The 6,654-nt window shown below is 61.3% G+C and carries 5 protein-coding genes; 1 reads left to right on the forward strand and 4 read right to left on the reverse strand.

Going from position 1 to position 6,654, the window contains the following annotated elements; genetic code table 11:
- Positions 1-95: 95 nt before the first annotated feature.
- From F8N49_RS23840 to F8N49_RS23855, 4 genes are all read right to left on the reverse strand, one after another.
- Positions 96-2,807, reverse strand: coding sequence for a TonB-dependent receptor (locus F8N49_RS23840; RefSeq protein ID WP_178117070.1), 2,712 nt, complete (start codon positions 2,805-2,807; stop codon positions 96-98).
- A gap of 211 nt (positions 2,808-3,018) precedes the next feature.
- Positions 3,019-3,420 carry a biopolymer transporter ExbD gene (locus F8N49_RS23845; protein ID WP_073471362.1) on the reverse strand — a complete coding sequence of 134 codons (402 nt, stop codon included), beginning with the start codon at positions 3,418-3,420 and terminating at the stop codon, positions 3,019-3,021.
- Positions 3,420-4,127 (reverse strand): MotA/TolQ/ExbB proton channel family protein, encoded by a 708-nt coding sequence (locus F8N49_RS23850; RefSeq protein WP_024013489.1) that lies wholly within the window; start codon positions 4,125-4,127, stop codon positions 3,420-3,422. Before F8N49_RS23850 ends, F8N49_RS23845 begins: the two co-directional genes overlap by 1 nt.
- A 45-nt stretch (positions 4,128-4,172) precedes the next feature.
- Positions 4,173-4,997, reverse strand: coding sequence for a TonB family protein (locus tag F8N49_RS23855; protein WP_151552839.1), 825 nt, complete (start codon positions 4,995-4,997; stop codon positions 4,173-4,175).
- A 1,072-nt stretch (positions 4,998-6,069) separates the two neighbouring features.
- Between F8N49_RS23855 and F8N49_RS23860 the strand changes: the two genes are divergently transcribed.
- Positions 6,070-6,654, forward strand: a 585-nt coding sequence (locus F8N49_RS23860) for a glutathione S-transferase N-terminal domain-containing protein (RefSeq protein ID WP_151552841.1), incomplete at its 3' end; no start/stop codon positions are given.

Here is a 6,654-nt window from a genome sequence, read left to right on the forward strand (position 1 = left end):
CGTTGGCAGGTCTTGGGGGCGCTTCGCACCCCATCGGGGATAAATCCCCTCACCACAAAGGCTCGCTCCCACAGAGGGATGCGTTTTATTTGGGGTTAGAAGTGGTAAGTCATGCGCGCAAACAATGTCCGGCCCAGCGGGTCGGTGTAGCGCGGGTCATAGCCGCTCTGGAAGTTGTAGGCCTGGTTGGAGAACGGCGGGTTGCGGTCGAACACGTTCTTCATCCCGGCATCGACGTCGAGCACCTTGTTGAAGGTGTAACCGGCCGACAGATCCCACACCGAATACGAGGCCACGCGCGAATGGGTGTCGCGGTCATAGTCGTTGTAACCGGTGGTGAAGCGGTTGGTCAGCGCTGCCCGCGCCGCCCCCAGGCTCCAGCTACCGGTGAGGTTGTGCTTCCAGCGCGCGATCACGCCGTCACCCTGAAAGTCGCCGACCTTGTCGGTGAACGGGCCTTTGATAGTGCTCTGGAAGTCGTACTCGTCGACATAGGTGCCTTGCAGGCCGAGACCAAACTGACCGTACGGCGTGTTCGGGAAGCGATAGTCGAGCGACACATCGACACCGTTGGTTTCGACGATGCCGAGGTTGGCGTTGCCGGTGACGATGTAGTTGAGCGTGCCGTCGGCGTTGCGCACGAAGCGGTCCGGGTAGGATCCGGCCTGATCGAACACGGTGGATTCCGGGAACGGCTGGATCTGGTTGGAGATGTGAATCCACCAGAAATCCAGACCCACCGAGAGGTTGCTGATCGGCTGGTAGACGAAGCCCAACGTCACGTTGCGCGCCTTCTCCGGGGCCAGATCCTCGTTGCCGCCAATCTGGTTGAGGAATTGCTGACCGCAATCACGCCCGCCGTTACCGCCTGGTTGCACCACGCCGCCAGTACACAGCACGGGATCGTTGTAGAAACCCTGGGTGAAGGTGATGCTGCGCGGCGAATACAGTTCATACAGCGACGGCGCGCGGAAACCTTCGCTGTAGGCGCCACGCACCACCAGCTCTTTCAACGGCTGATAACGGAACGAGTATTTCGGGTTGGTGGTGCTGCCGAAGTCGCTGTATTTGTCGTGGCGCACAGCGGCGGACAATTCAAGGCTGTCGAGCACCGGCACGTTGAGTTCGGCATAGGCGGCCTTGACGCTGCGGTCGCCCTCGACGCTACCGGCCGGGTCGATGCCGAGGCTCTGGATGTCGCCGGCGAACGACTCGAAGTCCTGATGGAATTTCTCCTTGCGGTACTCGCCGCCCAGCGCCAGACCGGACGGACCTGCGCCGAACCAGTCGCCGATTTCACGGCTCACGCGGCCATCGAAACCGGCGACGCGGCCCACGGCTGTGGAGTAGGCGCCGTGGTACGCGGCGGCGTCGATGTACTGCTGGCCGGCAGCGGTCTGCGGGCCGAACGGGTTGAGCAAACCGCTGGCCAGGCCGTCAATCATCGCCTGATCGCTGACATAGCCACTGGTGACGCTGGAGACGATTTTGTTCTGGTTGTACGAGGCGCCGACGTTGTAATCCCAACCCCCGACCAGGCCGTCGAAGCTCAGCAGAAAGCGTTGGCTGGTGTTCTGGTCTTTCGATTCACGCGGGCCGGCGGCAGTCTCGCGCCAGTTGACGTCGACCGGCTGCGTCGGGTCGAGGGCGAAATCGGTCGGCGCCGGGGTGATGCCGTTGCCGGGGTAGTAGGGCGACGATGAATCCAGGCTCAGACCAGTCAGTGGCGCCGGGCCGACGGCGACGGCGTTGTTGTTGCGCGACCAGAAATATTCAAGGTTGGCGTTGTGATCATCGCCGAGCTTGGCGGTAGTCTTGCCGAAGAACGAGGTCTTCTCGGTCTGTGGCACCAGATCGATGTATTCACGGGTGCTGAAGCGGCACAAGCCGTCGCGGGCGATCAGGTTGGGGCCGTTGCAGTTGCTGTTGGCCAACGGGTTGGTGGCGTTGCCGTTCTGGCTGTAGTTGCCGGGGAACGCGGTGCCGGAGGTCTGATCGAGACCGCGACCGGGCGCGTAGTCGGTGGCGAAGGAGCGGTCGTTGGCGTCGAGGTTCTGCTGCTTGTTGTAGTTGAACACGCCGAGGACGTTGAAGCGGTCTTCTTCCAGATCGCCGTAGCCCCAACTGGCGCTCATGTCCTTGGTCGCGCCGCCACCGCTGTGGGTCGGCGTTTCGCCACCGAGGGTCAACGCGCCGTCGGTAAGGGATTTCTTGGTGATGAAGTTGATCACACCGCCGATGGCGTCGGTGCCGTACAGGGCCGAGGCGCCGTCGCGCAGCACTTCCACGCGCTCGATGGCGGCGAACGGGATCATGTTCAGGTCCACCGCGCCGCCGGCCGAGTTGGTCCCCGACAGGGCATTGTTGGCCAGGCGTCGACCGTTGAGCAGCACCAGCGTCTTGTTCGCGCCGATGCCGCGCATGTCGGCAAACGACGCACCGCCAGTGGCCGCGCCGACGGAGCCGGCGCTGTTGTTGATCGACTGACTGCCAGTGATGCGCTGGACCAGTTCGGCAGTGGTGGTCACGCCCTGTTTGCGCAGCTCGTCAGCCTTGAGGATGGTGATCGGCACCGCCGTTTCCGCATCGACCCGGCGAATCGCCGAACCGGTCACTTCGACCCGTTGCAGTTGCGGGGTCGGCGCCGCCACGACAGCGGCTGCCGGCGTGGCGCTGCTGTCGTCCTCGGCCGCTTGCACGGTCCCGGCGCCCATCCCCATGGCCACCAGATACAGCGGAACGAAACGGTGGCGAGACATCGTTGCCACCAAAGGTTTGAGCGTGAAGCGTGGAGTGTTCATCAGCATGGTTGTTTCCGATTTTCAGACGTTATCGAATTGGCCTTGTGAGCCGCTCATTGCTCCGCTTCCGGTGATACCGCGCGCGGAAAACCACTTTCTTCAAGCAAGCCGATCCCCTCCGAAGACGCGTAGCGTTTTTTCGGTCGGCCGGGTGCGACGGGATTTCTTTTTTCAGCGGTGCCGGGCGGATGCTTTCAACAGCCGCCCGGCACCGCACTCAGTGGGTGGTCATCACCGAAATCTTGCTGATGCCGGAGCGTTCGATCGATGCCATGGCCTTGGCCACCTGGCCGTAATTGACGGCGGCATCGGCCTGCAACTGCACGCGCACGTCGGCGTCTTTGGCCTTGACCTCCCTGAGGCTGGCCTCGAGGGATTCCGGGGCCAGCTCGGTCTTGGCCAGATAGAACTTGCCGTCCTGATCGACGCTGACCACCACCGGGTCTTTCTTTTCGGCAGGGGCGACGGCATCGGTTTTCGGCAGGTTGACCTTGATCGCGTTGGTCATCAGCGGCGCGGTGACAATGAACACCACCAGCAGCACGAGCATGACGTCGACCAGCGGCGTGACGTTCATTTCGCTGAGCACTTCATCGCTGTCTTGGGTAGAGAAGGACATCAGCTGGCCTCCCGCACGGCGTTGGTGCTTTTGCTGGCAATGGCCTGGCGGCTGATGGAAAACGCACTGCGCGAGGCGAGGGCGTCGAAGTCGTGGGCGAAGTCGTCCATGTCCGCCGAGGCGAGTTTCAGCCGACGCAGGAAAAAGTTGTAGATCAGCACTGCCGGCACGGCGACGGCGATGCCCACGCCGGTGGCGATCAGCGCGTGGCCGATAGGCCCGGCGACCGCTTCAAGGCTGGCCGAGCCGGTTTCGCCGATGCTTTGCAGGGCTTCCATGATTCCCCACACGGTGCCGAACAGGCCAATGAACGGCGCGGTGCTGCCGATACTGGCGAGGATCGCCTGGCCGTTTTCCAGCGAGCGACGTTCTTTCTGGATCTGCTGGCGCAGGTTGCGTTCCAGGCGGTCGGAGCGGTTGATGGTGTGCGCCAGTTGTTGCGTGGTGCGTGGCGACTCTTCCACCAGCAGGGCTTCGAAACCGCTGCTGGCGATGCGCGCCAGCGAGCCTGGATACTGGCTGGCGTGTTCGGCGGCGGTGAGCAGGTCCGGCGCGCTCCAGAAGGCTTTGGCGAACTGCTTGTTCTGCGCTTTCTGGCGCAGGTACTGGGCCGACTTGACCAGCAGGATCGCCCAACTGACCACGGAAAACAGCACCAGGCCCCAGAGCACACCGGGGACAATCATCGAAGACAGTGAATCGTTCATGGCTACACCTCGCTTGCGTTAATCAGTAATGAGTCGGTTGCGCCGTCATTGCGGCAATTTGAAATCGATGGTCTGGGTGGCGAAGCCGTCGATCGGCGTGTCACCGCGCTTGGCCGGAATGAACTTCCAGTTCTTCACCGCCGCGACGGCCGCCTCATCCAGTTGCGGCTTGCCGCTGGACTTGGTCACCGTCACGCTGCCGGCACGGCCGCTGGCCAGCACCTGAATGCGCAGCACCACGGTGCCTTCCCAATTGCGCCGCAGCGCCAGCGACGGGTATTCCGGCGGCGGGTTGCCAAGGCTGGCCAGGCCGGAAATCGCCGCCGACTCCTTGACCGGAGCGGGCGCAGCAGGTGGTGCCGGTGGTGCGCTTGGTGTTGTCGGCGCCGCAGGTGCGGCAGGTTGCGCCGGGGCCGGCGGCGCTTTCGGTGGCTCGACTTTCTTCACCGGTTTGGGTTTCTCGACCGGTTTTGGTTTTTCGATTGGCTTGGGCTTCTCCACCGGTTTGGGCGGCGGCTTGACCGCGTCCTCGTCTTCCACCGGCTGCTCGGGTTCCGGCGGCGGTGGAGGCGGGGGCGGCGGTGGTGGTTCCGGTGTTGGCGGGGCCGGAGGCGTCGGGCTGGTCAGCTCGACGGTCATTTCCGGAATTTCCGGCGGCGTCGGCAGTGGCTCCGGCCGCGCCTGATGGAAGAACCACCACGCGCCGCCGTGTATCAGCGCCGACACGGCGATCAGCAAGAGCATCTGTGGTTTGTTCAACCCGCCGGGTCGTGACGTATTGGCTGTAAACGCCGGCCTGCCCGTTGCCGGCGAGACCGGTGCTTGCCGCAACGGCCCCGGCAGGGTTTTGTGCTTTACCGCATCGTTCATTAAAGCTCCCTCGGGTCAGATGAAGGGCAATAAGGTGCCGTCCGAACATATGGCTGATGTTCGAGTGAGTGGGTGCAACTTTCTTCAAGGTGTACGCGAGCCGATAGTTGAACTATCTGTTTAAACGGCCTCGAACAAATTTAATGGCTTAGTAGCATCTATATCGATTGATCATTATCCATTCCGTGGCTTGTTGTTGTGCGGAGACGCGAGCTGTCTCAGGTTTGTTACAGTTTGCAACAGGTGTGCCAGATGTTGCTGAAACGGGTTGAAGGCATATCTTCGGTGTTGCTGATGTCGCATTTATATAAGTTTCAATTTCGCCCACTGTTTATTCGGCGCGAAGTGGTCCTCAAGTCCTCGCAGAAGGGCTTTTTCCAAAGCGAGTCAGAGGGAACGCTGTATCACGCCAATCGACGGGATAGAGCGGCTGCTCGGTGATCAGGCTTAGCACCTATCGGTGCGTAGCGAATCGATTTGGTGCAGGTCAGTCATTCAGCGGTTCACAGGACATGTTCCTTATTTTGATTCTGGAGTATTGGTTAACTGCATCACATTCGGGCGTGCGCTTTTGGTGCAACTTCAATGACGGAAAGTCATTGTTCGACAATCTTGTTGTTGTGCCTTTTATTAATTGCCGTATTTAAAAAATAAATAACACTTGGCGCCCGGCGATCGCTCGATCGCCAGGCACGCAAAGTGTGCATTGGGTTTCAGGTAATAAAGGAGAAACGCGCCAGGCTGAATAGGCTCGGCTGAACTTGGGGCTGGATTTGCGAGTGAGTGGGGTATGTCGTACGGCGGAGCATTTGAAGATTCACAGGTGAACTCCTTATTGCCAGCTCGGACAGGCGAACTTTTGGTTCGCTGTCGCACCTTACAAGAACGCGGATAGCGTTCGATGAATGCTCTTGGTGCGGGATGGGCACCGCCAGCGCTGATTGGCGAAGGTTGATTTCGCAAGTCGGCAGTGCATGGGAAAAACGTGCCAATCACGACACATTTGCAGAATTTTCTACGTCAGGCCAGCCAGCCATCTACCCTGTGCAAAGGCCTTATCGGGGGAACGGACATGTACCAGCTCTACGGGCACAAGAATTCCGGCGCGGCTGCCGTCGAGGCGGCACTGGAGTTGTGCCAGATCGCCTATCGCTTCATTGATACCGAAGCCAGCGCCGAGGCCGACGACGCGCTGGGCAAACTCAATCCGCTGAAACAGATACCGACCTTGCAACTGCCGGACGGCAGCGCCATGACTGAAAGCGCGGCGATCCTGATTCACTTGGGCCTGAAGTTTCCCAAATCCGGCCTGCTGCCGAGCAAGGCTGCCGATCGTGATCAGGCGATTCGCGGTCTCGCCTACATCGTCAGCAATTGCTATGCGGCGGTGGGCATCATCGATTACCCCGAGCGCTGGCTGAGCACGCCCGACGAGAACGCACGGCAAAACCTGATCGCCGGCACGCGCCAGCGCCTGCATTTCAGTTGGGAAGTATTCGCCGATCAGTTTTCCGGAGAGCTGTACCTAGATGACGAAACGCCCGGCGCGCTGGATGTGCTGGCGGCCGTGGTGAGCCGCTGGGCCGGCAGCCGTGAACACCTGCGCCAGACCCGCCCGGGCTTTTATGCGTGGCTGCAAAGGATCGACCGGCACCCG

Source organism: Pseudomonas sp. GXM4 (assembly GCF_008923895.1).
In the GTDB taxonomy this organism is placed as follows: Bacteria; Pseudomonadota; Gammaproteobacteria; order Pseudomonadales; family Pseudomonadaceae; genus Aquipseudomonas; species Aquipseudomonas atacamensis.